General features: G+C 49.6%; 21 protein-coding genes. 12 read left to right on the plus strand and 9 right to left on the minus strand.

Going from position 1 to position 22,672, the window contains the following annotated elements; all coding sequences use genetic code 11:
• Positions 1-16 precede the first annotated feature (16 nt).
• Positions 17-1,780 (plus strand): glycoside hydrolase family 9 protein, encoded by a 1,764-nt coding sequence (locus DRJ53_RS07330; protein WP_114234956.1) that lies wholly within the window; start codon positions 17-19, stop codon positions 1,778-1,780.
• A 257-nt stretch (positions 1,781-2,037) separates the two neighbouring features.
• Here DRJ53_RS07330 and DRJ53_RS07335 read toward each other — a convergent pair whose 3' ends face one another.
• Positions 2,038-4,719, minus strand: coding sequence for an MGH1-like glycoside hydrolase domain-containing protein (locus DRJ53_RS07335; RefSeq protein WP_241558487.1), 2,682 nt, complete (start codon positions 4,717-4,719; stop codon positions 2,038-2,040).
• Positions 4,720-4,967: 248 nt separating this feature from the next.
• On the opposite strand from DRJ53_RS07335, the gene DRJ53_RS07340 reads away from it, so the two are divergent.
• Positions 4,968-5,327, plus strand: a complete 360-nt coding sequence (locus DRJ53_RS07340; RefSeq protein ID WP_114234957.1) for a hypothetical protein — start codon at positions 4,968-4,970, stop codon at positions 5,325-5,327.
• Positions 5,328-5,378: 51 nt separating this feature from the next.
• Here DRJ53_RS07340 and DRJ53_RS07345 read toward each other — a convergent pair whose 3' ends face one another.
• The 7 genes from DRJ53_RS07345 to DRJ53_RS07375 all read right to left on the minus strand — a co-directional run bounded on the left by DRJ53_RS07345 (position 5,379) and on the right by DRJ53_RS07375 (position 9,964).
• Complete coding sequence (locus DRJ53_RS07345; protein WP_114234958.1) at positions 5,379-6,797, minus strand: Glu/Leu/Phe/Val family dehydrogenase; 1,419 nt, start codon at positions 6,795-6,797, stop codon at positions 5,379-5,381.
• Positions 6,798-6,814: 17 nt separating this feature from the next.
• A complete protein-coding gene (locus tag DRJ53_RS07350; RefSeq protein WP_114234959.1) occupies positions 6,815-7,039 on the minus strand; it encodes a CcmD family protein in 225 nt (74 codons plus the stop codon).
• Positions 7,029-7,742 carry a cytochrome c biogenesis protein CcsA gene (ccsA, locus tag DRJ53_RS07355; protein WP_114234960.1) on the minus strand — a complete coding sequence of 238 codons (714 nt, stop codon included), beginning with the start codon at positions 7,740-7,742 and terminating at the stop codon, positions 7,029-7,031. Before ccsA ends, DRJ53_RS07350 begins: the two co-directional genes overlap by 11 nt.
• A gap of 252 nt (positions 7,743-7,994) precedes the next feature.
• The gene (locus tag DRJ53_RS07360) at positions 7,995-8,651 is read right to left on the minus strand and encodes a heme exporter protein CcmB (protein ID WP_114234961.1); all 657 of its coding nucleotides are present in this window, start codon (positions 8,649-8,651) and stop codon (positions 7,995-7,997) included.
• Entirely contained in the window at positions 8,648-9,022 is a 375-nt protein-coding gene (locus DRJ53_RS07365) for a PIN domain-containing protein (protein ID WP_114234962.1), read from the minus strand. Before DRJ53_RS07365 ends, DRJ53_RS07360 begins: the two co-directional genes overlap by 4 nt.
• Positions 9,009-9,251, minus strand: coding sequence for a hypothetical protein (locus DRJ53_RS07370; protein ID WP_114234963.1), 243 nt, complete (start codon positions 9,249-9,251; stop codon positions 9,009-9,011). Before DRJ53_RS07370 ends, DRJ53_RS07365 begins: the two co-directional genes overlap by 14 nt.
• Before the next feature lie 137 nt (positions 9,252-9,388).
• Positions 9,389-9,964 carry a thymidine kinase gene (locus DRJ53_RS07375; RefSeq protein WP_114234964.1) on the minus strand — a complete coding sequence of 192 codons (576 nt, stop codon included), beginning with the start codon at positions 9,962-9,964 and terminating at the stop codon, positions 9,389-9,391.
• A gap of 213 nt (positions 9,965-10,177) precedes the next feature.
• On the opposite strand from DRJ53_RS07375, the gene DRJ53_RS07380 reads away from it, so the two are divergent.
• A complete protein-coding gene (locus DRJ53_RS07380) occupies positions 10,178-11,119 on the plus strand; it encodes a hypothetical protein (protein WP_114234965.1) in 942 nt (313 codons plus the stop codon).
• Here DRJ53_RS07380 and DRJ53_RS07385 read toward each other — a convergent pair.
• A complete protein-coding gene (locus DRJ53_RS07385) occupies positions 11,092-12,288 on the minus strand; it encodes a 3-deoxy-D-manno-octulosonic acid transferase (RefSeq protein WP_123893423.1) in 1,197 nt (398 codons plus the stop codon). The genes DRJ53_RS07380 and DRJ53_RS07385 overlap by 28 nt on opposite strands.
• A gap of 141 nt (positions 12,289-12,429) precedes the next feature.
• Between DRJ53_RS07385 and DRJ53_RS07390 the strand changes: the two genes are divergently transcribed.
• From DRJ53_RS07390 to DRJ53_RS07430, 9 genes are all read left to right on the plus strand, one after another.
• Positions 12,430-13,560: a DegT/DnrJ/EryC1/StrS family aminotransferase gene (locus DRJ53_RS07390; RefSeq protein WP_114234967.1), complete on the plus strand. Its 1,131-nt coding sequence runs from the start codon at positions 12,430-12,432 to the stop codon at positions 13,558-13,560.
• Between the two features lie 6 nt (positions 13,561-13,566).
• The gene (locus tag DRJ53_RS07395) at positions 13,567-14,892 is read left to right on the plus strand and encodes a UDP-glucose dehydrogenase family protein (protein ID WP_114234968.1); all 1,326 of its coding nucleotides are present in this window, start codon (positions 13,567-13,569) and stop codon (positions 14,890-14,892) included.
• Complete coding sequence (locus tag DRJ53_RS07400) at positions 14,892-15,872, plus strand: UDP-glucuronic acid decarboxylase family protein (protein ID WP_114234969.1); 981 nt, start codon at positions 14,892-14,894, stop codon at positions 15,870-15,872. The genes DRJ53_RS07395 and DRJ53_RS07400 overlap by 1 nt, the downstream gene beginning before the upstream one ends.
• A 32-nt stretch (positions 15,873-15,904) precedes the next feature.
• Complete coding sequence (locus tag DRJ53_RS07405; protein ID WP_114234970.1) at positions 15,905-17,194, plus strand: nucleotide sugar dehydrogenase; 1,290 nt, start codon at positions 15,905-15,907, stop codon at positions 17,192-17,194.
• An 8-nt stretch (positions 17,195-17,202) separates the two neighbouring features.
• A complete protein-coding gene (gene rfbC / locus DRJ53_RS07410; RefSeq protein WP_114234971.1) occupies positions 17,203-17,757 on the plus strand; it encodes a dTDP-4-dehydrorhamnose 3,5-epimerase in 555 nt (184 codons plus the stop codon).
• Positions 17,758-17,762: 5 nt separating this feature from the next.
• On the plus strand, positions 17,763-18,626 hold the full coding sequence (gene rfbD / locus DRJ53_RS07415) for a dTDP-4-dehydrorhamnose reductase (RefSeq protein WP_114234972.1): 864 nt from the start codon (positions 17,763-17,765) through the stop codon (positions 18,624-18,626).
• Positions 18,627-18,801: 175 nt separating this feature from the next.
• Positions 18,802-20,418, plus strand: a complete 1,617-nt coding sequence (locus tag DRJ53_RS07420) for a sensor histidine kinase (protein ID WP_114234973.1) — start codon at positions 18,802-18,804, stop codon at positions 20,416-20,418.
• A 199-nt stretch (positions 20,419-20,617) separates the two neighbouring features.
• Positions 20,618-21,298, plus strand: a complete 681-nt coding sequence (locus DRJ53_RS07425) for a hypothetical protein (RefSeq protein WP_114234974.1) — start codon at positions 20,618-20,620, stop codon at positions 21,296-21,298.
• Positions 21,299-21,569: 271 nt separating this feature from the next.
• Positions 21,570-22,670 (plus strand): FecR family protein, encoded by a 1,101-nt coding sequence (locus DRJ53_RS07430; RefSeq protein WP_114234975.1) that lies wholly within the window; start codon positions 21,570-21,572, stop codon positions 22,668-22,670.
• Positions 22,671-22,672 lie beyond the last annotated feature (2 nt).

The following is a 22,672-nucleotide window of genomic DNA, read 5'->3' on the forward strand; positions in this document are numbered from 1 at the left end:
TGTACAAACTTTTTGCATGAATAACGAGCTTGTCATTTTGCGCCGGCTGCTGCCGGTCGCAGCCATTTTTTTGCTCCATTCACACACCGCAACTGCACAAATGGTCAGCGACAGCATTTGCCTCAATCAAATCGGTTATTACCCAAACGCCCCAAAGGCTGCAATGGTAAAAGGCAAGCAGTCCGAAGCTGCGTTTTATATCACCAGCACCAACCTGCGCGACACATTTTTTCGGGGCAAACTCGAAACGGAAAAAGCTTCGGCCTATTCATCTACCATTACCCGCAAAGCCGATTTTTCGGCATTGAATAAACCGGGCAGCTACGTACTGCTGGTGCCGGGCCTCGGCCACAGTTATGTGTTTCGCATTGCGCCGGCGGTGCATGCCGAAGTAGCTGGCGCTTCGCTTAAAGGATTTTATTTTCAACGCATGTCTATGCCGCTGCAGCCGCAGTTTGCAGGCAAATGGCACCGCGGCGCCGGCCACCCCGATACCGAAGTGCTGGTGCATCCGTCGGCTGCATCGGCAGCACGGCCCGCTGGAACGCGGTTATCCATGCCGGGTGGTTGGTACGATGCCGGCGATTACAATAAATACGTGGTCAACAGCGGCATTACTACAGCTACTTTATTGTCGGCAGCCACCGACTACCAGCAATATTTTGCGCAGCAAAAATTAGCTATCCCCGAAAGCGGTAATGCGCTGCCCGACATCATCGATGAAGCGCTGTACAACCTGCGCTGGATGCTGCAGATGCAAGACCCCAACGATGGTGGTGTATACCACAAATGCACCAACGCAGCCTTTGATGCGATGGTAATGCCCGGCATTACTATAGCACCGCGATACGTGGTGCAAAAAAGTACTGCTGCCGCATTGAACCTGGCTGCAGTGGCGGCGCAGGCAGCAAGGGTGTTGCAGCCTTATGCCAAACAGGTACCGGGGCTGCGTGATACTTGTTTAGCGGTAGCAAAAAGGGCATGGGCATGGTCGGTGCAAAACCCGAACGTGCTGTACAACCAGGACAGCATGAATAAGCTGCACAAACCCGAAGTGACAACCGGCGCTTATGGCGACCGCAACCTGGCCGATGAATGGTTTTGGGCCGCTACCGAATTGCTGGCAACAACCGGCGATGCTACGTACCTCAACGAAGTACGCCAACGCATGCCCAGCGCTATGACTTTACCTTCCTGGAACAGCGTGGCGGCATTAGGGTGGTACACGTTGGCGAAAGCAACTAAATTGCCAGCAGCAGCAACCGACCTTTCGGCTATGGCAAAGCAACAAATCATCCAGTATGCCGACGGCTTGTTCCCGGCAATGGAGCGCAGCGCATTTGGCACTGTCATGGGCCAGTCGGTTCGTGATTTTATCTGGGGCAGCAGTGCGGTTGCAGCCAACCAGGGCATTGCGCTGTTGCATGCGTATCGTTTTACCGGCAATACAAAATATTGCGACGCGGCACTCACTAACCTGGATTATTTGCTGGGGCGAAACGCTACCGGTTATTCGTTTGTGACGGGCCACGGCAGCAAAACGCCCATGCACCCGCACCACCGCCCTTCGGTAGCTGATGGTATTGTGGAACCCGTGCCTGGCTTGCTTTCGGGCGGCCCCAATCCCGGCCGGCAGGATAAATGCACCACCTATAAATTTACAGAACCCGAAACCGCATTTACTGATGATGACTGCTCGTATGCATCCAATGAAATTGCCATTAACTGGAATGCGCCATTGGTGTATCTGGCGAGCGGGCTGGAGGCTGTGATGAAGTAATGCGGTTTACAAAATTTGTTTGTGCATGATTGAAATGAATGCCAATCAAGCGGAGTCTGTCATGCCGACGCATGTCGGCATCTCCTTCTTTTAAAGATGTTTTCAAAACAGAAGGGGATGCTGAAACAAGTTCAGCATGACAGCTTATGACAGAGGCAGAAGTACTTCCTTTGTAAGGGACATCACCAGACAATGTATAAATGAGCAAGGAATGATGAGCATAAAAAACACCGGGCAATTACCCGGTGTTTTTTTGATTAAGATACCTGGCCTGTTGGCACAGTTGCCGTTGATTCATTTTGCAAAAACGGTGCACAGCCTTCGGGCTTGTTGCCCAGTTCGGAGATCAGTTCGGCTACTAGTGCTGTCCAGCCAGTTTGGTGCGCAGCACCCAAGCCGCGGCCGCTGTCGCCGTTGAAATATTCGTAAAAAAGCATCAGGTGTTCATTGCCCGGCTGCTGGTAAAACCAGTTGTATTCGGCATTGTAGCGGCGGGCCCCCTTGCTGTCTTTTTGAAACAGCGAGATTACCCTTGCCGTTAGTTCATCGGCAATCTGGCAAAGGTTTAGTTTGCGGCCCGAGCGGGTTGGAAATTCAAGCAACAGTGTATCGCCATAAAATTCGCCATAGCTACGGATCGATTGAATGATCAGGTAGTTGATGGGCATCCACACCGGGCCGCGCCAGTTGGAGTTGCCGCCAAAAATATCCGAAGTGCTGTCGCCCGGATCGTAGCGGATGGTGTAGTAATTGCCATCAAGTGTTACCGAATACGGATGCTCTTCGTGGTATTTGGAAAGAGCACGAATGCCGCCTGGCGAAAGGAACTCGGCTTCATCCACTAGCCGCTGCAGCAGGTGTACTAGTTTGTCTTTGGGCACCAATGAAAGGAGCGTGGTGCCATCATCTTTTTGCTCGTTGGGCCAAAACTTGCCGTTGCGCTTGCGGTATTTTTCAAACCACTTGTAGCGTTTATTAAAATCGCGCAGCTTTTCCAGTTTGCGGTGGTCGAGTTTGGATACAGCAAAAAGCGGCGTTAAACCAACAATCGATTTAATGCGCAGGGGCAATGGATCGTTGCCGGTACGCACCAGCACATCGTAGTAAAACTTATCTTCTTCGTTCCACAGGTGGTGTTCGTTCAGTGCTTCGGCAATGAGTACGAAGTGCTCAAAAAACTTGGTGGCGGTATCTTCAAAAGAGGGGTCGTGCACGGCAATTTCCAGTGCCATATCCATCATGTCCAGTGCATAAGTGCCCATCCAACTGGTGCCGTCGGCCTGCTCCAGTTGCACCTCGTTAATGAAGTGATAACTGCGGTTGAACACGCCAATATTATCAAGGCCCAAAAAGCCGCCTTCAAAAATGTTGTTGCCGTTCTTGTCTTTTCGGTTAGTCCACCACGTGAAATTGATCAGCAGTTTTTGAAATGCTTTTTTCAAAAACTGTATATCGCCGGTACCGCCTTTTTGTTTTTTCTCAATTTCATACACCTGCATCGCAGCCCATGCATGCACCGGCGGGTTTACATCGCCAAAATTCCATTCGTATGCCGGCAGTTGCCCATCGGGTTTCATATACCATTCCCGCATCAGCAGTAGCAACTGGTGCTTCGCAAATGTAGGGTCGGCGGCGGCCATGCTGATGCACTGGAACGCCAGGTCCCACGCGGCATACCAGGGATATTCCCATTTGTCCGGCATCAGGATCACGTCCTGGTTTTTCAGGTGGCTCCACTCGTGGTTGCGGCCGTTTTGCTTGCCTGGGTTCACTGCCGAAATGCCATCGGATGTGCTCAGCCAGCGCTCCACATCGTAATGATAATATTGCTTGCTCCACAGCAATCCGGCAATGGCCTGGCGTTGTATGTCGGCCATATCGCGGCTCATACCTTTCGGCATAATGGCTGCATAATATTCGTCAGCTTCTTCTTTGCGCATGGTAAAGAGGTATTCGAAACCCGGCGCAAAAGGCTGGCTATGTTCTTCACTGGAAAGACGGCAGTAAATGGTTTTTGTTTCGCCACCGCCCACTTTTAGTTTATACACCGGCGAAAACTTGGTGCCCGAGCCTTTGCGGCGCAGGTCGCTTACATTGGCGCCGTTGATAATGGCCTGGTGAAAAGCATCTTTTACAAAAATGTCGTCGTTGGGCAGGCCCTGCACAATTTCCTTGTTGGTTACGTTGTTGGTAAACAGTGCATCGGTGGGCGGCTGAAAATAAAAATGATACGTGCCCAGGCGGCCATGCTCCGCCACTACCGAGGTGCGGTCCACCGCCGAAATGAGTGGTTGTGTTTCCAGCCGCTGGTTCGAGTAGCGATTATAAAACCATAGGGTAGGCAGCACCGTTATATCAGCCGATTTGGTGTAGCGGTTGGTGACATCAATTTTTATAAAAATATCGGTGCTGTTGCGCTTTGCATAAGTTACCAGCACATCAAAGTATTGGTTGTTGTTGAACACGCCGGTGTCCAGTATTTCGTACTCCACATCTTGGCGGGTACGCTTGCGGTTTTCGCTGCGCAATAAGTCGTACGGGAATGCCTGTTGCGGGTACTTGTACAGGTACTCCATGTAATAATGCGTAGGCAGGTTGTCGAGGTAATAGTACAATTCTTTCACATCCTCGCCGTGGTTGCCTTCGCCGTTTTTCAGCCCAAACAGGCGTTCTTTTAAAATGGGATCTTTGCCGTTCCAAAGGGCCACCGCAAAGCAAATATTTTGCTGCACATCGGATATGCCGGCCAGGCCGTCCTCGCCCCATTTGTAGGCGCGGCAATGTGCATGATCAAAAGGAAAATAATTCCAGGCGTCGCCGTAAGGGCCATAGTCTTCGCGAACCGTGCCCCATTGGCGTTCGCTTAAATATGGGCCCCATTGTTCCAGTGGAACAAGTTTCGTTGCATTTGCCGCAAGGCGCTGGTGTTCTGCCGTCATCAATGTTGTATTTAGGATAAGCGTTTGTTCACTTATCGGGGTACCGGATTCAGTTGGTTTCGTACGGCAAGCGCAAGGGTGTAAAAATAAGAAAACCGCTTAGATGCGCCTTTGGTTTAACAAAAAGCGCGACAACGCTCCATAGTTGTATCACCCGTGCCGTTTCAATTTGCTCCATGCAGCACATTTTTTTTTAATACCGCTGCAACGGTTTTTAACCGGCACCGGTCAGGTAACAAAAAATAACCATGCAAACCACCAAAGTACTGCTCACCTTTTTTGTAATCTTCGCCGCATTTGCCTGTAATAAAAACCGCTCGGTTTTGCTGGAAAATAAGCAGCTAAGTGCTGACCTGGTTACTTACGCTTATGCACAAACGCAGTGCGCCGATCCCTGGCCCGCCAGCACAGACGACAATGTTACGGCGCAAAATGTTCGGCGCTACCTCGATTCTGCCGGTGTGCCGGTATCGTCGGTCAACATAAAGAAAACAGCTTTGGAAGCGTCCTGTTTGGCCTGCACCTGCCCCAGCGGAAAAATTATTTACGTAACCACGCCCAACACGCAAGTAGTAAAAGCCCGCATCCGCGAACTGAAGTTTAATTAAAAATGCCCCGCACAAGGCAGGGCATTTTGCAAAAAAATATAGCGCCAAAATTTATGGGAAAATACCCAGCTCGGCGTAAGAAGTAGCAACCTTGTTGATGGCCACCACAAACGCTGCCGTACGCATGTCGGGCAGTTGCGGGTTGGCTTTCCAGGTGTCCATAATTTCGCGGGTAGCGGTGATCATGGTTTCTTCCAGGCCACTGTACACCAGGTCCACTTCATCGGGGCCGTGCATGATGAACTCCCGTTCTTTTTCCACCACTTTTTTACCCGACAATTCTTCGATCTGCGCCAGGATGTGGGTGTTCAAGTTCTCGGTAAAACGCTTTTCCATGCGGCCATAGCGTACGTGGCTCAGGTTCTTCAGCCATTCAAAATACGATACGGTTACACCGCCGGCGTTGAGGTACATATCGGGTACCACCAGCGTGCCTTTTTGCGTTAAAATTTCGTCAGCTTCAGGCGTCAGTGGTCCGTTGGCCGCTTCGCCAATGATCTTTGCTTTCACGCGGCCGGCATTTTCGCCATTGATTACGTTTTCCAGCGCTGCGGGCACCAGGATGTCGCAATCGTATTCCAGTGCATCGGTGTTTTTGGCAAAATTCTGCGCACCGGGAAAGTTCAGGATCGAACCGGTGGTTTTGCGGTGCTGAAATACAGCTTCGTAATCCAGTCCTGCATCGTTCCAGATGGCGCCTTCGTACTCGGCAAGGGCAACAATTTTAGCACCTGCCTCGTAAAAATATTTTGCCGTGTGGTAGCCCACATTTCCCAGGCCTTGAATGATCACCCGCTTGCCTTCCACACCGGTAGACAGTCCGAGCTTCTGCATTACATCGGGCATGTTGCATACTTCACGCAGACCGTAAAACACGCCAAGGCCGGTGGCTTCGCGGCGGCCACGGACACCGCCTTGTGTTACGGGCTTGCCTGTAACGCAACCTGCAGCGTCCAGCTCGCCGGGGCGCAGGGTTTGGTAGGTGTCCACAATCCAGGCCATTTCACGTTCGCCGGTGCCGTAGTCAGGCGCAGGCACGTCGGTGCCGGGGCCAATAAAGTTTTTCTTCACCAGCTCCGAAGTATAGCGGCGGGTAACTTTTTCCAGCTCGTATACCGAATATTTTTTGGGGTTGATTTTGATACCGCCTTTACCGCCACCAAACGGAACGTTTACAATGGCGCATTTGTAGGTCATCAGCGCGGCCAGTGCCATTACCTCGTCCTGGTTTACCTCGGCCGCAAAGCGGATACCGCCTTTACAGGGCGATTTGTGCTGCGAATGCTGCACCCGGTAAGCCTCAATAACTTCAATATGCCCGTCGTCCATTTTTACCGGAAACTTCATCCGGTACACTGCGTTACAAGCTTTGATCTGCTCCAGGATACCCGGATCCCATTTGGTAAATTTTGCAGCCTTGTCAAAACTTTGGTTAACGCTTTCGTAAAAACTGTAATCTGTATGTGCCATGTGCAATCGTTTTCGATCTATGGGTTAATGGAATCTTTTTCAATCCGCGACAATTTGCGGTCGAGCCGCACCAGGTACAAAATGATGCCGGTAAAAATGGTGAGGATCACGGCCACCACCACGTATATTTTGCCATTGCTTCTAAGTGTGTCAGCCATTTCTACGGTGGCGGAAGGGCGCTGCGCAATGGCTTGCAGCATGCAGAAAACGGCGAACAATAAAGCGTAGCATTTATGCTTCATGAAGCAGGTTTTTTTCTTTGATGAAGTTCATCCGAACTTTTAATGTAGCGATCCAAACGCCCAGCAGGCTCCAGCCCACAATGGCGGGGTAAAACACAAAACGCATTTGTGGCGCCAGGTCCTTAAAGTTGAGGGCCGGGTTGCCACCTTCACCATCGGGGGCGCCGGGGTGCAGCGAGGGCAGCAGCCGCGGAATGATCCAGATGGACGGAAACAGGAACGCAAATGCAAATACATTATATACGGCGGCAATGCGGGCTTTTTTATCCATGTCCTGGATCGAATCGCGCAGCACCAGGTAAGCGCCATAAATAAGCAGGGCAATGGCCGCACCAATCAGCTTTGGATCGCGGGCAATGGCGGAAAAAGATTCGGATGCCGGCAGGTTGGGATCGGCCCAGGTAAACGTGGCCCAGATAGCGCCGGTGGCATAACCCAATACGCCAAACACGATACCCATCACGGCATATTGCCGCGAAAGAATATCGGAGCGCAGGTTGTTGTTGCGCAGGTATTTTACGGCATGCACCACCGAGCAGGTAAACAGCACCATCATGGCAAACCACATACATACGTGGAAGTAAAGGTTGCGAATGGTTTCCTGCAGCTGGGGCAGCCGCGGCACATTATTCCACAGCAGGCCGGCCAGTATAGTATACACCAGCAAGGCAATGCACAATATTTTCCACCACCATTTTTTCATATACAAAATTTTGCGACAGCTGCCGCAAAGGTGGCGCAAAAATACGGGAAGAAGTTTAGGATTTATTGTTTGCGTAGGGGTGTGGCGGCGCAATGCAGGCTAAGAAAAATAAGCCTCCGCCAATTGTCGTTTTTGTTGGTTGCTGTTTAAAATAAAGGAGCCGAATTAGATACTATCCAATTGGGTGCGGGTAATTTTAGATGCAGGGTGTTGTGGGTGTTTCGGTAAAATCCAAGCCGGGATGGTGCACCGTTAGTCTTTCCAAAGAAATGGAAACAGGATGGCCGACAACACAATTACAAACACATCGATGAGGGCCAGCAGCAGCACCGTGTTGGCCACCGGTATCTGTACGTTGGTAAAAAAAGAATTGGATACCTGCATCAGCATCAGCAGTTGCGGGATGATGAGCGGGAAACCCAAGATGGCCATGATGGCGGCGTTTTGCTGCGCTTTGGCCGCAATGGCCGCCAGGAAAGAAAACACGAGGCTCAGGCTCCAGCCGCCCAGCAGCACAATGCCGATAAAAGGTAAGGTGCGCAGTACCGGGTTGCCAAAAAACAGCACGAACAGGAAAAGGCTCAGGGCACTCATCAACAGCATCAGCAATGTGTTGAACAGGAGCTTGGCCAGCACAAAGTTTTGCGCACTTACCAGCGACTGGAAATACAGCATGCGGCCGCGGCTTTCCTGCAAAAAACTTTTGGCCACGGCATTGATGCAAATAAATAATTGAATGACCCAAAACAGGCCGTTCCATACGCGGTGCTCCGGTTCGGTAATGGCCATGTACAGCACAAAAATGGTGGCGCCCACATACAGCAGGATGCCATAAAATGTATACGACTGCCGCATTTCCAGCAGCAGGTCTTTTTGAAACAGCGCCCAGATTTGTTTGAGTGAATTCAAAATTGAAGCAGGTTTAAACCCGGAATATTGTTGAAATGTTTATCGTTCGAAACAAGCGTGGCACCTGAAGCTGCGGCTTGTGCTGCAATGATGGCGTCGGGAAGTTTTAGCTGATTACTTTTTCTAAAATCTGCTAGAAGCTGCAGTTCTTGAATATCATTTGGGACGCTGATGATTTCCATTTCTCTGATGAAAGCTTTGAACAACCGTTCATCTTCATCCGGCAATTTTGAGAAGGATAAAAACTCAATGATGCAAACGGCCGATGTGCCAACCCATGTTGCGGCCCGAAAAATAGAAAACAGGTTTTGATTACCCTGCAGGTATGCAATCAATGCATTGGTATCGAGAAAAATTTTATTCCCATTCATCGCGCAATCTTCTTTGTTCGGCTACTGCATCTCCCTGCCATTGCAATTTTCCAAAAAAATCTGAAAAGTCATACTTTTTAGCAGGCTTGTCCATAGGATCAATTTGCTGCACTTGGCTTTCATCTGCCGATAAAAGAATTACTTCCAACTTTTGGTTCCGCATTTCATCCGGCACATCAATGGAGATGGTGCCCGGTGCGTTTTCAATAATTTTCCGTACAGCTTTCATGCTATAAAATTAATCAATAACTGCCGCTGTTGCCTTTCTATGTTTTAATGAGCCGCTTATGCTGGTGATGTAGATGAGCGATGGTAATAATATAAAAAAATCAATCCTGCTCATTCCGACCGACCCGTAATCCGAGGTTACAGTTTACCATCCAGCACATAACACCGGCGGCACCGTGGTTCATATACATCTTTTTCGCCCAGCATCACCTGGTCTTCGTTCGGAATTTTGCGGTACGAGTAATTGGCAATATTGCCGCACTGCACACAAATGGCGTGCAGCTTGGTAATAAAATCAGCTTTGGCCAACAGGTTGGGCATTTGTCCAAACGGGTTGCCCTGGAAATCCATATCGAGCCCGGCTACAATTACCCGCACACCGCGAAACGCCAGTTCATCGCAAACATTAGCAATTTCCCCGTCAAAGAATTGTGCTTCGTCAATGCCCACCACGTCTACATCCTGCGCCAGCAGCAGCAGTTTTTGCGAGTTGTCAACGGGAGTGGAGTGGATGGCATTGGTGTCGTGCGACACAATTTTAACCACATCGTACCGGGTATCAGTGGCTGGTTTAAAAATCTCTACTTTGAGGTTGGCAATGCGTGCCCGTTTCAGCCTGCGGATGAGTTCTTCGGTCTTTCCCGAAAACATCGAGCCGCAAATAACTTCAATCCAGCCCCTGCGTTCGCCCGACAGGTTGGGTTCGATGAACATGAGAAAAAATGTACGGGTTTTGGTAATGGAAAAATGCCTGTGTTTATAATTTTAATTTCACTTTTGCAGCAATGCAAAACCAGCAAGTAGCCGCATCTTTGCTGTGTGGAACGTTGGCACTTTTAGCTTGATAAAAGCTGTAGCCGCACAGTTGCGTTCACCGGCATTTCGAAATAATTTTTACAAAACAACAGCCGCCAAAAGTACTGGAAAATGGAACGTGTTCAGGAATTGATCGACAAATTGTATCAGCAGCGACTGCGCCAGGAAGCGCCCATGCAACTACTACCCACCGTGCAGCAACTGTACGATGCACTGCTGCTTGCCGCGCAAAAGACGCCTGCTCCAAAGAATGAAAAAGTGGCGGTGGTAATGCCTTCGAAGCCGCGTGTGGCGGTGCGCAGCCCCTACGAGGAAACGCCCAGGCCAACAGTGGTAGTGCCGCCGGCTGCACCGCCGCCTGCCCCGGTTGCAGCACCAGCACCCGCTGCGCCTGTTGTAGTTCAAGAGCCGGAACCAGCACCAACGCCAGCGCCGATTGTGGAAGCAGCAATACCTCCAGCGCCGCCCGCAGAAGCCGTTGCGCCGCCTCCTCCGGCAGTGCCTGCGCCGGCACCGGAGCCCGAAGTGGCGGCACCCAAAAGGGAGCCTTATTTTTTACAAAAACCCGGCATGGGCCAAGCAGTCGAAGCGCAGAAATTTGCGCAGCCCGAACCGCAACCCGAGCCCCAGCCGGCACCACAGGCCAACCTGTTTGGCGCCCATTTTGATTTGGCCGACGAAGCGCCCACACTGCAGCAGCAGGAGCCCAAGCAGGCACCCAAAGAAATACATGAACTGATCAGCGGACCGCAGGAGTCGCTCAACGACCGCCTGAAGCAGGAACGCACCGAACTTGCCCATGTGCTGAAAGACACGCCCATCAAGGACTTGCGGAAGGCCGTTGGGGTAAATGATAAGTTTTTGTTTGTAAACGAACTGTTCCGCGGCGATGAAGCGATGTATGAACGCAGCATCAAAACCATCAACTCGTTCCATATTTTCCCCGAAGCCGAATACTGGATCAACCGCGAATTAAAAGTAAAACTGGGCTGGCTGGACCAGAGCCCCACCGTAAAACATTTTTATCAGTTGGTAAGAAGGCGGTTTTCCTGAATATAGCGCATGATGCGCTCCGTGGCGCCGCCATTTTCCCGAACATATTGCTCCGCAGCAACCGAAGCCGCCTCCAGGGCGGCTTTGTTGTGCAGCAGCCGTTCCATGGTTTGTTGCAGCTCCGATGCATTGGCCATACTAAAACCAGCACCGGCATCGATTAACCCTTGTGCCTCTCTAAATTTTTCGTGGGTGGGCCCAAAAATGACCGGCTTGCCCCAAACGGCTGCTTCCAGCGTGTTGTGAATGCCGCTGGGTATAAAACCGCCGCCCACATAGGTTAACGTGGCGTATTGGTACAGCCGCGATAGCATGCCAATGTTATTAATAATAAGTACCTGTGCGTCTTTTAGTAAAAAGGGATTAGCTGCCGCTTCGGAATGCAGCACGTTTTTGGGAAATGCTTGTTGCAGCGCCGCAATATGGCCGTCATTGATCTCGTGTGGTGCAATGATCATTTTTATGTCAAAATGCATTTGCTGCAACAGCTGCTCGTCGCCGGGCCAGGTGCTGCCCGCCACCAGCACGGGGCTATCGCCCACAAACTGCGCCACCAATGGAATGGGTGTACCATTTTGCCGGATGGACAAAACGCGGTCGAAACGAGTGTCGCCGCTGATGCTGCATTTCTTGATGCCGCGGCTGTGCAGCAGGTCGATGGAGGTCTGGTCTTGGACAAACAAATGCCGGAACCGCCGCAGCATAATGCGCTGGAAACCACCATACCATTGGAAAAAAGATTGTCCCGGCCGGAAAATAGCGGAGATCAGCAACAGCGGCACGCCGGCTTTGTTGACGGCTCTAAGGTGGTGGTACCAAAAATCATATTTCGAAAAAACAACCAGCGAAGGACGAACTGCCGCCACGATTTTTTTTGCATTTACCGCAGTATCAAAAGGCAAGTAGCAACGCACATCGAGACCCGGATAATTTTTGGCGGCGTCATAGCCGGAAGGAGAAAAAAAAGTGCCCAGCACCAAGTGGCCGGGATAGGCCTGCCGGATGGCTTCGATAAGGGGTTTTGCCTGCTCAAATTCGCCGGTGGAAGCACTGTGCACCCACACCACCGGTTTGCCTTCCGGATTGAATCCAGCCAGTTTGGGAAAAACATCCTTGCGGCCGCGCAGACCGGCTTTTGCCTTTGGGTTGCCTAAAGCTACAAGGCGCATGCCCAGGCGTAAAATCAGTATAAAAAGGTTGTACAGAACTACCAATCAGCTATTAAGTTTGTAAGCGGCAAATGTAAGCGCGGGGCCTTACCAAACCATATTTCCCTATTTTTGCGCCACTTTTAAATTTAATATATCAAGATGCGGGCAATACAGATGGTGGATTTGAAAACCCAGTACCACCATATCAAAGAAGAAGTGGATGCTGCAGTTTTAGGGGTTTTGGAAAGCAGCGCATTTATCAATGGTCCGCATGTTGGCCGCTTTGCATCCGCTTTGGGAACATACCAGGGTTCAGCGCATGTGGTTCCCTGCGCCAACGGCACCGATGCCCTGCAAATAGCGATGATGGCCCTGGGCCTGCAGCCCGGCGACGAAGTGATTACCCCTTCATTTACTTATATAGCAACTACCGAAGTAATTGCGCTGCTGCGCCTGACGCCGGTATTTGTGGATGTAGATCCAAAAACTTTTTGCATCGATCCTGAAGCAATTGAAAAAGCCATTACGCCCCGCACCAAAGCCATTGTGCCGGTGCACCTATACGGGCAGGCGGCGGATATGGAGCGCATCATGGAAATTGCGCAGCGCCACAACCTGTTTGTAATTGAAGACAACGCGCAGGCAATTGGCTGCGATGTATATTTTAGCGACGGCACCACAAAGAAAACTGGCGCCATCGGTACCATTGGTACTACTTCTTTTTTCCCATCAAAAAACCTGGGCTGCTATGGCGATGGCGGTGCCATTTCCACGCAGGATGAAGCCTTGGCCAATACTTTGCGCATGGTGGCCAACCACGGCCAAAGTGTTCGGTATTACCACGACCTGGTAGGCTGCAACAGCCGGCTCGATACCATTCAGGCGGCTGTTTTGGAAATAAAGCTCAAACACCTTGATGCATACATCGATGCCCGCCGCGCCGTTGCCGACCACTACGATGCGGCATTTAAAGATGTTCCCGGCATCAATACGCCGTTCCGAAGCCCTGCTTCGCGGCATGTATTTCATCAATATACTTTAGTTTTAGACGGTATTGACCGGGATGCGCTCCATGCTTATCTTGCGTCGGAAAACGTGCCGTCGATGATATATTACCCTGTACCAGCCCACCGACAAAAAATGTTTGCCAGCTTCAATGCTGCAGCTACAGAGCTACCCGTAACTGACTGGCTAACCGAAAGGGTAATATCGCTGCCCATCCATACTGAAATGGAACCGGAACAACTGCACCACATTACGTCCCGCATTTTATCTTTCGTAACCAAATAAACCAACATGAAAATTACTGTTGTAGGCACAGGCTATGTAGGTCTTGTAACAGGCACCTGCTTAGCCGAAACCGGTAACGTAGTTACCTGCGTAGACATCGACGAACGTAAAGTTAATAAGCTGAAAAATGGTCAGGTAACCATTTACGAGCCGGGACTGGAAAAACTATTTGAGCGCAACCTAAAGGAAGAGCGCCTTTTTTTTACCACCGATCTGGAAGAAGGCATTAAAGATGCCGCCATTATATTTTTGGCACTACCCACACCTCCGGGTGAAGATGGCTCTGCCGACCTGAAATATGTTTTGGGCGTAGCCGAGCATTTGGGAAAGATCCTAACTGATTACAAAGTAATCATCGACAAAAGCACTGTGCCCGTAGGTACTGCGGAAAAAGTACATGCAGCTATTGCTAAAAACTATGCAGGCGAGTTCGACGTGGTTTCCAACCCCGAATTTTTGCGTGAAGGTGTGGCCGTTGACGACTTTATGAAACCCGATCGCGTGGTGATTGGCACTACTTCGGAACGAGCCAAAAAACTGCTCACCGAATTGTATGGTCCTTACGTTCGCCAGGGTAATCCCATCATCTTTATGGATGAACGTTCGGCCGAACTGACCAAATACGCTGCCAACTCATTTTTGGCCACCAAGATTTCGTTCATGAACGAAATTGCGCAACTCTGCGAACGCCTGGGTGCTGATGTGGATATGGTGCGCCGCGGTATTGGCTCGGACGACCGTATTGGCAAACGCTTCCTGTTTCCCGGCATCGGCTATGGCGGTAGCTGTTTCCCCAAAGATGTACAGGCGCTGGTTCATTCTTCCAATGAGGTGTCTTACGAATTCAAGATTTTGAATGCCGTTATGGATGTAAATGAAACGCAGAAAAAACACCTGGTTTCCCGCATCAACAACCATTACGAAGGCAATCTGCAGGGTAAACATTTTGCTGTGTGGGGTCTTGCGTTCAAACCCAATACCGACGACATTCGCGAAGCGCCGGCGCTGGAGATCATCAACAGTTTGCTGGCGGCTGGTGCCACCGTTTCTGCTTTTGACCCGGAGGCCATGCCTAATGTAAAAGCCATTGTTGGTGATAAAATCAATTTTGCCGAAACACAATACGATGCGTTGGAAGGCGCGGATGCGCTGATCATTGCAACGGAGTGGAACGAGTTCCGCACACCGGATTTCGACAAGGTGTTAGCTACATTAAAAGAGCCGGTGATCTTCGATGGCCGCAACCTCTTTGAAGTGCCTGCCATGTTCGAAAAAGGTTTCCATTACGAAAGCATTGGCCGCCCTTTAATCCAACTCCCTAAAATAGTGTAATGGCAAAAAGAATATTGATTACCGGCGGCGCGGGTTTCCTGGGTTCGCACCTGTGCGACCGGTTTATAAAAGAAGGCTACCAGGTGGTGGCCATGGATAACCTCATTACCGGCGACCTGCGCAACATTGAGCACTTGTTTCCGCTCAAGGAGTTTGAATTTTACCACCACGACGTTACTAAGTTTATTCATGTTCCGGGCAAGCTCGATTACATCCTGCATTTTGCTTCGCCTGCAAGCCCCATCGATTACCTAAAAATTCCCATCCAAACCCTGAAAGTGGGTGCTATGGGAACGCATAATTGTTTGGGTTTGGCAAAAGCAAAAGGTGCCCGCATTTTAGTGGCTTCTACTTCGGAGGTGTATGGCGATCCGCTGGTGCATCCGCAGACTGAGGAATACTGGGGCAATGTAAACCCGGTAGGTCCGCGTGGTGTGTACGACGAAGCCAAGCGCTACCTGGAATCCATCACCATGGCATACCACAATTTTCATGGTGTAGAAACCCGCATTATCCGCATCTTCAATACCTACGGGCCGCGTATGCGCCTCAATGACGGCCGTGCACTGCCGGCGTTTGTCGGACAAGCACTTCGTGGTGAAGACCTAACTGTTTTTGGTGATGGATCGCAAACCCGCGCATTCTGCTATGTTGATGACCTGGTTGAAGGCATCTACCGGTTACTGTTAAGCGATTATTCAATGCCGGTAAACATTGGTAACCCTAGCGAAATTTCGTTGAAGGAATTTGCAGAAGAAGTATTGCAATTGACCGGCAACACGGTAAAAATTGCGTACAAGCCGCTGCCTGCCGATGACCCGAAGCAGCGGAAGCCGGACATCACTAAAGCAAGGGAAATTCTTGGATGGGAACCCAAAGTTGGCCGTGCAGAAGGTTTGAAAAAAACGTATGAATATTTCAAATCACTGCCATCTGAAGAGTGGAGCAAGCAACCAAAGGAATTTGTCAGTCAGAAATAAATTTTAAAAATTAAACAATAGGATTCAAGCACATGTACCAGCAGTTGGTGGAAAAAAAGCAAAAGCTTGCAGTGATTGGTTTAGGCTATGTAGGCCTGCCCATAGCACTGGAGTTTGCCAAAAAGATTTCGGTAATTGGTTTTGATATCAATGCCCAACGCATTGAGCTGATGAAGCAGGGAATAGATCCCTCGAACGAACTAGAGCGGGAAGCTTTTGAAGGCTGCGATATTACCTTCACCAACTCGCTGGACGTGCTGCGTGAGGCCACATTTTACATTGTAGCGGTACCCACACCCGTAGACCACCACAATGTGCCCGATCTCACCCCGGTAAAAAGGGCTAGTGAAACCATCGGCAAAGTGGTGAAGCAGGGCGACTACGTGGTGTTTGAATCTACCGTATATCCCGGCTGCACTGAAGAAGATTGTTTGCCCGTTATTGAAAGGCTTTCGGGCCTTACAATGGGTGAAGGGTTCAAGTTGGGCTATTCGCCTGAGCGCATCAACCCAGGCGATAAACAACACACGCTGGCTACCATTGTAAAAGTAGTGTCGGGATGTGATGCCGAATCTTTGGAAACCATTGCTAAAGTGTATGAACTGGTGGTTACTGCCGGTGTGCACCGTGCTTCGAGCATCAAAGTAGCAGAGGCTGCAAAGATCATCGAAAACACACAGCGCGACCTGAACATTGCCCTGATGAATGAGCTTTCGATCATCTTTGATCGTATGGGCATCAACACCTTTGAAGTACTGGAAGCTGCGGGTACCAAATGGAACTTCCTGAAGTTCTTCCCAGGTCTTGTAGGAGGTCATTGCATCGGTGTGGATCCATACTACCTTACCTACAAAGCAAGTGAGCTGGGCTACAACTCCCGTGTCATTCTTGCCGGCCGCTACATCAATGACAACATGCCGCTGTACCTTGCCCGCAAGGTGGTGCAGCATGTGATCAGAAATGTGGATGATGTAAAAAGCGCTAAAGTGCTGGTGATGGGTGCAACGTTCAAGGAAAATGTATCGGACATCCGCAACTCAAAGGTTGCCGATGTGGTGCGTGAACTGCAGGACTTTTTCCTGAATGTAGATGTGGTGGACCCGCATGCAGATAGTGATGAACTGCAGCATGAGTACGGTTTTGGTTTGGCAAAAGAAACAGGCAAGGATTACGATGCAGTGATTGTAACGGTTTGCCACGAGCCTTATGCTTTGCTGGATGATGCTTATTTTGCGTCCATCACTAAACCCAATGCCCTGGTTGCCGATTTGAAAGGTACCTACCGTGGTAGCATCACCAGCAGGCAATACTGGAGCTTCTAAGAAATTTTATGTTATTTGAAACTTGTGCTATCCCCGGGCTGGTCATTGTTACACCAAAATTGTTTCAGGACAGCCGGGGATATTTTTTTGAGTCGTATAACCGCAAACCGTTTGTTGAGAACGGCATCACTGCCGACTTTGTGCAGGACAATCAATCCCGGTCAACTTATGGCGTGATCCGTGGATTGCATTACCAGCGCCATCCTTTTGCCCAGGCCAAACTGGTGCGTGTGTTGCAAGGAACGATACTTGATGTAGCCGTTGATATCCGCGAAGGTTCGCCAACGTTTGGGCAGCATTTCGCCATTGAATTGTCCGATGAAAATTGCAAGCAATTGTACCTGCCTGCCGGCTTTTCACATGGCTTTTCTGTACTGAGCGAAACAGCAGTTGTGTCGTACAAATGCGATCAGTATTATAATAAAGAAAGCGAAGGCGGCATTCGTTTCGACGACCCGGCGCTTGGAATTGATTGGTGGGTTCCAACTGCAAATGCAATCGTTTCCGATAAAGACCTGCTATTGCCCGTTTTGTCTGAAGCACATCACAACTTTACTTTTTAATCACCATGAATATTCTGGTTACAGGTGCCGACGGCCAATTGGGCAGCGAATTGCAGGAGCTTGCAAAAACTGCAGCGGCGCACCAATTTATCTTTACCGACCGCAACACCCTGGATATTACAGATGCATCGGCTGTGGCAGATGCGATTGCTAAAAGCAACGCACAGTTTGTGATCAATTGCGCAGCGTACACGGCGGTTGATCGTGCAGAAACGGATTTGGAAACAGCGATGGCAATCAACAGCGACGGTGCCGGCATTTTAGCTGCGGCTTGTCGCCAGGTCGGCGCCCGGTTTGTACATGTTTCTACCGATTATGTTTTTGATGGTAATGGCACCAGCCCGTACCGCGAAAACGATCCTGTTGACCCGTTAAATGCATACGGTAAAACCAAGCAAAGCGGCGAGGCTGCGGTGCAGGAAGCAAATGTCGACAGCATCATCATCCGCACATCCTGGGTGTACTCCGAGTTTGGAGGCAATTTTGTAAAAACAATGATGCGGCTGATGGGCAGCCGTGCCGAAGTGGGTGTAGTGGCCGACCAGTATGGTTCGCCTACCTATGCCGCCGACCTGGCCGCAGCCATCATGCACATCATTGATGGTGGCAACTGGGTGCCGGGCATTTATCATTTCAGCAACGATGGTGTAATTACCTGGTTTGAATTTGCCGAAGCCATCCGCGAAATGATTGGCTCTAACTGCACTGTGCAACCGCTTACTACCGAGCAGTATCCCACACCGGCAAAAAGGCCTGCTTACTCGGTAATGGATAAAACCAAGATCCAGCAAACATTTGGGCTGCCACTGCAGCCCTGGCGCCAAAGCCTGCAGCGTTGTGTGCAAAAACTGGCGGCAGCGAATTCATAATTTTATTGCATCGTTTTATAAGGTGCGGCACAAATCACCGCTAAACCCGGCAACAGGCTACGGCCGCCAAACGGGTTTGGCGGTGATTTTTTTATTGGGTTGATTTTCTAATGTGATCGGTGTAGTAGCTTTCCGTCTGAACAATTGTTTCTGCCCCAATAGTCCTGAATTGCTTATGAACGATGTTCTTGACTTTTTTAGCAAGCTGCTGGATACTTCCGACTGGCCGCCGCGGTGGCATTGTGGCAAATGGACGGAATTTCACGGCTGGTTGTACATCATCAGCGATCTGCTCATCTGGTCGGCATATTTTGCCATACCCCTTATTATCCTCAAATTCATTACCCGCAAAGCAAAAGCCCGGTTCATCAGGGCTTATTTTCTTTTTGCCGCGTTTATCCTTGCCTGTGGCTCCACGCATTTACTCGATGCCATTACTTTTTGGTTTCCGGCCTACCGGCTAAATGCATTGGTCCGGTTCATTACCGGCGCTGTTAGCTGGGCCACCGTTTTTTATATGATCAAGATAATGCCCGAGGCCATGACGCTTAAAACCAATGAAGAATTGGAGCACGAAGTAGCCGAACGGGAAAAGGCGGAACAGGAACTGCGCATTGCCAACCAGCAGTTGCTTGTAGCGCAGGATATTGCCAACCTCGGTCACTGGCATTGGGACATGGCCCGCGACCAGGTGATCTGGTCGGCAAAGCTGTACCAGATTTTCGGGTTGCCTATCGGCACGCCCATCAATTACAAACAATACCTCCAGCACATTCACCCCGCCGACCGGCAGCGGGTAAATAAATCGGTGGAAGAGGCTTTGGCAAAAAAGCAATATGCCGGTATGTATCACCGCATTTTGCTGGAAGATGGTACTGAGAAAATTCTATTTTCGAAAGGCGAAGTGTTGGTGGATGCTGACGGGAATTTAACCGGTTTGCTGGGCACTGCACAGGATGTAACCGAGCAGCAAAAGGCACAGCAGGAACTGGTGGAAAAAACTTATGCACTGGAAGCCACCAACCAGGAGCTACAGCGTTTTGCTTATGTTGCCAGCCACGATTTAAAAGAGCCGCTGCGCAAAATATTGACCTTTGCATCCCTGCTGCAGCAGCAAGGCAAAGACCACCTCGACGAACGGGAACAGGGCTATGTGGGCAAGATTGTACAATCCACTGCACGCATGCAAACGCTTATTGAGGACATTCTGCAATTCTCCAGCATTCGCGAACAAGCAAAGGGTTTTGTGCGGGTAAATATGATGGAGCTGTTGCAACAAGTGCTGATTGACATGGAGGTTTTGATTGGCCAGACCGGTGCCCGCATTTCATGGAACGAGCTGCCGCAAGTGGAAGCGATTCCCAGCCAAATTGGCCAGTTGCTACAAAACCTATTGACCAATGCCATCAAGTTTGCAAAACCCGGTATGCCGCCGCGCATTGTTATTGAAGGCAGGTTGCTGACGGCCCAGCAACTCAACCGTGAACGCTTGTTTCCTGCATTTACGCAATCACTACTGGATGGCAACAACGAACAGGCACGCCAGCCGCTTTTTTTGCTGAAAGTAGAAGACGATGGTATTGGCTTCGACCCCGCTTATACGGGTAAGGCTTTTGAAATATTCCAGCGGCTGCATGGTGCGCAGTATGGCGGCACCGGTATTGGGCTGGCCATTTGCAAACGCATTGCCGAAAACCACCACGGCGCAATTACTGCGTTAAGCCAGCCGGGGAAAGGAGCCGAGTTTTTCCTGGTGATGCCAGTGTTGCAACAAGGTGTGCAAGCGTTGTAGAAAAGAGTAGGAGTTTTATCGTTGAAAAACGTTGCAGGATTTTTTGTTCTTGAAAAAATCAGTTGGATTTTAAGTATTTCATTTTAATAGATAAACAAGCTTTTTGCCAAGCAACTTTCTCCAACATTTCCTTTGAATAAAACTGCATCTTTAAAAGCGACTAAGCGATTCTGCTTTTGAGCGCCATTTCGATTAAAACATGTTCAATATTTTCCGCAAGATGGACAACTCGCTTATTGATGCTGCAACCTTGCAACAGATTCTTGGCGAGGTACTTTCTCCAAAACTTGGACAGCTTGGGTTGACCAGGCAAGCAAACTATCTATGGTATGATTCCACTGTTGATCATATCAGGCGAGGGTTTTCTTATTCGCTTTTAAAGGGAGGACAAGCAACATTTACTTGGGGCGTAAACCTTGACTTTTTGCCAATAGTTTCAAATGGAAAAATCGTTTATCATAAATCAGCGAAAAATTATGTGCATCATCTTTTTGAATGGACAGATGAATACAGGAGTTCATTTTTGGGCAAAGAACTTGCTGGCGGTATAACCACTCATTTTGGTGCTTACAACGCAAGGAAATCCATTGCCACACTTTTTAGCCGATATGAATCAAGCATTGTAAACTGGTTTAATACAGCATCGTCAATATCAGAGTTGGTAAGCATAGCGGAGCGGCAAGTAGCCGATGGGAAACATTACAAATTTCATAATCCACATCCGGAGTATGTTTTGGCTTTTCTCAATGCTAAAGCAAATCGGCTTGACCAAGCAAATGGGCTGTTTGACAGTTTAGACAATTACTATTTCGACAACAATGCGGAGTTAAGAATAAAGTTGAAGGAAAAGTTGCTCGCCTTAGCAGGGGCGAAGAACTGAGCTTGAAAGAGGTTTTTCCGAAAGATGACCGCCATCTATTACCAAAAATTGAGTTTGTATCATAAATGCGAAATAAGCTTTCTCTTTCACCTGACTAGACATAAAATTCCAGCAAAGCACAATCATTTTTCTATCTAACACCCCACTCAGCCTTCCTTTTTCCGGCATTACCCCCCTCCAGCACAAGCAGCAAAATTTTATTTTTAAAAATAATGGCAAACCCATTGGGGAGTTTGGCCATTTGTCCTGTCTTTATTAGCTACTGCACATTATGTCGGAAGTTTTTTACTACTTGGTGGGAAAGGTTCTTAATGGCGAGGCCACGGCGTCTGAGAAGGAACATCTGGCCGGGCTGCTCCAATCCGATGAGGAACTGCGCCAATTATACGATGCCCTTTTTGCCCCAAAAACCGAAACTACCGAGCAGGAGGAACTGGCAGCGGAGCAGGCCTTTGCGGCACATGCCGTGCGGCTCCAAATTGAAGGCGAACTGGAGCAAAGCAAACAACTGTTGGAAGAAGAGGCTATAACGGAACCGCCTAACCGCAGCATCCGGAAAATAGGTTATTGGGTGGCCGCAGCATGCGTGGTAGCGCTGCTCGGCGTTTCGATTTTTTGGTATACTCAAAACAATACCGGCACCGATGGGCATAACCGCAACGAAGTGGTTACCCGCAAAGGTTCCAAGTCGCACATAACACTGCCTGATGGTACCACCGTTTGGCTCAATGCCGACAGCAAGCTTACCTATGAAGGTGATTTTGGCCGGCAAACCCGCGAAGTGGTGCTCACAGGCGAAGCCTATTTCGATGTGGCTAAAGACAAAAAGCGCCCCTTTATTATCCATACCGGTGGGATGGAAGTAAAAGTGCTTGGAACGGCATTCAATATTCGTTCTTATGCCGACGAAAATACCATTGAAACTTCGCTGATACACGGCTCTATTGAAGTAACACTGAAATCGGACCCGGCGCAGAAAATTTACCTGAAGCCACACGATAAGTTGGTAGTGGCGAAAGCACAGGAGCCGCCAGCAACAAACAACACAACTAATAGAAAGGTAACAAGCAGCAACGAAGAATTGCCCTTGTTTACCTTGAAAAAAATAAACTTCCTCACCAACGACAGCATCAGCACCGAAGCCTCCTGGGTGGACAACAAGCTGGCGTTTGACAACGAGCCATTTGAAACCGCAGCGCTTAAAATGGAGCGCTGGTACAACGTAGTATTTGAAATCAAAAACGAAGACCTGAAAGGTTTGCGGTTTACCGGCGAATTTGAACACAAAAGCCTGCGCAGCGTGCTGGAAGCACTGCAGGTAAGCCGGAGCTTTCATTTCAAAATCACCGACGAAACCGTGACCATCTGGTAACA

Source organism: Paracnuella aquatica (genome assembly GCF_003332885.2).
GTDB classification, from domain to species: domain Bacteria; phylum Bacteroidota; class Bacteroidia; order Chitinophagales; family Chitinophagaceae; genus Flavisolibacter; species Flavisolibacter aquaticus.

Excerpts from the sequence above, each read along its gene's own strand:
- DRJ53_RS07330 (WP_114234956.1), top strand. The coding sequence starts at position 17 with ATGAATAACGAGCTTGTCATTTTGCGCCGGCTGCTGCCGGTCGCAGCC.
- DRJ53_RS07335 (WP_241558487.1), bottom strand. The coding sequence starts at position 4,719 with ATGACGGCAGAACACCAGCGCCTTGCGGCAAATGCAACGAAACTTGTT.
- DRJ53_RS07340 (WP_114234957.1), top strand. The coding sequence starts at position 4,968 with ATGCAAACCACCAAAGTACTGCTCACCTTTTTTGTAATCTTCGCCGCA.
- DRJ53_RS07345 (WP_114234958.1), bottom strand. The coding sequence starts at position 6,797 with ATGGCACATACAGATTACAGTTTTTACGAAAGCGTTAACCAAAGTTTT.
- DRJ53_RS07350 (WP_114234959.1), bottom strand. The coding sequence starts at position 7,039 with ATGAAGCATAAATGCTACGCTTTATTGTTCGCCGTTTTCTGCATGCTG.
- ccsA (WP_114234960.1), bottom strand. The coding sequence starts at position 7,742 with ATGAAAAAATGGTGGTGGAAAATATTGTGCATTGCCTTGCTGGTGTAT.
- DRJ53_RS07365 (WP_114234962.1), bottom strand. The coding sequence starts at position 9,022 with ATGAATGGGAATAAAATTTTTCTCGATACCAATGCATTGATTGCATAC.
- DRJ53_RS07370 (WP_114234963.1), bottom strand. The coding sequence starts at position 9,251 with ATGAAAGCTGTACGGAAAATTATTGAAAACGCACCGGGCACCATCTCC.
- DRJ53_RS07375 (WP_114234964.1), bottom strand. The coding sequence starts at position 9,964 with ATGTTCATCGAACCCAACCTGTCGGGCGAACGCAGGGGCTGGATTGAA.
- DRJ53_RS07380 (WP_114234965.1), top strand. The coding sequence starts at position 10,178 with ATGGAACGTGTTCAGGAATTGATCGACAAATTGTATCAGCAGCGACTG.
- DRJ53_RS07385 (WP_123893423.1), bottom strand. The coding sequence starts at position 12,288 with ATGCGCCTTGTAGCTTTAGGCAACCCAAAGGCAAAAGCCGGTCTGCGC.
- DRJ53_RS07390 (WP_114234967.1), top strand. The coding sequence starts at position 12,430 with ATGCGGGCAATACAGATGGTGGATTTGAAAACCCAGTACCACCATATC.
- DRJ53_RS07395 (WP_114234968.1), top strand. The coding sequence starts at position 13,567 with ATGAAAATTACTGTTGTAGGCACAGGCTATGTAGGTCTTGTAACAGGC.
- DRJ53_RS07400 (WP_114234969.1), top strand. The coding sequence starts at position 14,892 with ATGGCAAAAAGAATATTGATTACCGGCGGCGCGGGTTTCCTGGGTTCG.
- DRJ53_RS07405 (WP_114234970.1), top strand. The coding sequence starts at position 15,905 with ATGTACCAGCAGTTGGTGGAAAAAAAGCAAAAGCTTGCAGTGATTGGT.
- rfbC (WP_114234971.1), top strand. The coding sequence starts at position 17,203 with ATGTTATTTGAAACTTGTGCTATCCCCGGGCTGGTCATTGTTACACCA.
- rfbD (WP_114234972.1), top strand. The coding sequence starts at position 17,763 with ATGAATATTCTGGTTACAGGTGCCGACGGCCAATTGGGCAGCGAATTG.
- DRJ53_RS07420 (WP_114234973.1), top strand. The coding sequence starts at position 18,802 with ATGAACGATGTTCTTGACTTTTTTAGCAAGCTGCTGGATACTTCCGAC.
- DRJ53_RS07425 (WP_114234974.1), top strand. The coding sequence starts at position 20,618 with ATGTTCAATATTTTCCGCAAGATGGACAACTCGCTTATTGATGCTGCA.
- DRJ53_RS07430 (WP_114234975.1), top strand. The coding sequence starts at position 21,570 with ATGTCGGAAGTTTTTTACTACTTGGTGGGAAAGGTTCTTAATGGCGAG.